Origin of the sequence: Anabaena sp. CCY 9910, from assembly GCF_963920875.1 — a bacterium.
GTDB classification, from domain to species: domain Bacteria; phylum Cyanobacteriota; class Cyanobacteriia; order Cyanobacteriales; family Nostocaceae; genus Trichormus; species Trichormus variabilis.
The window spans coordinates 1-1,960 of the sequence record NZ_CAWUDJ010000103.1; the positions used below are offsets into that span (position 1 = coordinate 1).

Genomic DNA, 1,960 nt, shown 5'->3' on the forward strand with positions numbered 1-1,960 from the left:
AGGGCTATGAAGCTTATACAGCAAGCACTTTAGGTTGCTTGTCGCCCCTTGAAGACCGTGGCATAACTACCGGTATAGCCGCAGGCGCGAATTTCGTCAAACAGTTTTTGGGTGCTGTGGTTACCGCTATTCCAGCGACTGAGGAGGTAATCATGATAAGGGTTGAGAAGGCTCAGACCTTGGTCGCTACGTTCACGACGTTCGGTAAAAGTTGAGCTACGCAAGTAATTATATACGGTGTTTTTACAAACTCCCAGGGATTGAGCAATTGCTTGTACTGATAGGCCTTGAGAACGTAAGCTCCAAACTCGCTCATGGATGTCCCTCCGTCTAGCCCGTGCCTCGGCAGATTGGACTTTCCTTTTTAGAGCTGTGTTTTGGGGAAACCTTGGCACAACTGAGCCGGGATGAGCCTCACTAATCAGGGAAAGGTTATCAGGAAAAGGCAGATGGTTGGCACTTAGGTTTTCCCGTGCAGTCAATCCGTCTGTACTCTCTGTCAAAAATGCTTGAAGACTACCACCCAAGTTTTGAATTTCAGTTGTCTGCAATTGGGTGGGGTATGTGTCCCCATCCAATTCCCGAATACCCTCTGTCTTCCCTACGGGACGCTGCGCGAACATACTTTTGCCTTCTTCAAGTGGTGTTTCCACATCTTTTAGCACTTTAATATCAGTATTCAAGACTTGTTTTTCCACTTCTTTAAGTGCTTTGGCGTGAGTACCAAAGACTTGATGAAGCGTTTGAGATAAATTTTGCAATAGATGAAAGCGGTCTGCAACTTGAATGGCTTCTGGCGCGCCTTGGCGAATACCACTTTCATAAGTTTTTGACCGATCTCGTGAGACAACTTGGACACCAGGGTGAGATTTTAACCATTCTGTCAACGTTTCAGCCTTTGCATCTTTGAGTAGAGCAATTGGTCGGCTGCGTTCTAGATCAATTAGTGCTGTGCCGTAAGTCTTACATTTACGAAAACAGAAGTCGTCTACCCCAAGAGTGTGTGGCGTTACGATTGGTGGTAGTGGGATTGAGCGGACTAAATTTAATAGCGTATTGCGAGAAACTTTTATCCCCAATTGCTGCGAGAGTCTTACCCCTGCTGCACCACCATTAGCTAAAGCAATCGCATTCAGTCGTTGAGCTAAACGTAGAGTTCTTCTCGCCCAAGGTGTGGTTACATTGGTCAGCCTTTCTGTAAAAATACGTCGTTTACACAACTTATTAAGGCAAAAAAACTTCCGCACCCTTAACTGTAAGGTAATGCTGTAATCAGCCCAGGGTAAATCTGCTAACTTTCGCTCATAGCGACTATGAATTTTGTGAGTTGGTTGATTACAAACTGGACAATTAACTACTCTAGTGATTGCGGAAACAATCACATTTATCTGAGTGTTTATCTCGTCAAGAACGCAATTTTCCAGTTTCAGGTTTGCTGAATCTGGTAATAGATAACTTAGCACTAACATAATCAAGCTGAGGATTATCCCTCAAATGTTTGATGGAGTGAAGTTTGACGTATCTTAATTATATCTTTCTGACTTCTGCCTTCTGCCTTCTGCCTTCTGCCCTCTGCCTTTCCCCAGCCTAGATCACCAAAAGTTGCCAAGAACCATTTAATGATTCAAGTCACAACGATATATCTATGCTTGGCATAGAATTCCTAATTGGGTTAGTTCGGTTTGAACACTATTAAGATGACTTTCTAATTGCACAATGAATTCACGCTCTACATTGGCAACTGCTAGTTGATAGGGTTGAAGATGCAATTCCTCTCCCGTGAGGATATAGGTTTGTTGTCCAATTTCTGCATCTTTAATTTCTGATAGCAGTATTTCTAATTTGTTAATTTTCTCTTGGTTTTTTTTAACTTGATTATTTGTATTGATTAATAAAAGCGTGTTCTCTGAAGGGGTGACAAAGAGGCTGAAGCTCAGGAAATAGAAGAGTGTGACTGTTT

The 1,960-nt window shown here is 42.8% G+C and carries 2 protein-coding genes; both read right to left on the reverse strand.

Translation table 11 applies throughout. From position 1 onward, the window contains the following. Nucleotides 1-29: 29 nt before the first annotated feature. On the reverse strand, nt 30-1,469 hold the full coding sequence (locus ACM5QX_RS29450) for an ISL3 family transposase (protein WP_414756741.1): 1,440 nt from the start codon (nt 1,467-1,469) through the stop codon (nt 30-32). 174 nt (nt 1,470-1,643) lie between these two features. Beyond that, nucleotides 1,644-1,960 (reverse strand): CHASE3 domain-containing protein (locus ACM5QX_RS29455; protein WP_414756742.1); only part of this gene is annotated, 317 nt, incomplete at its 5' end.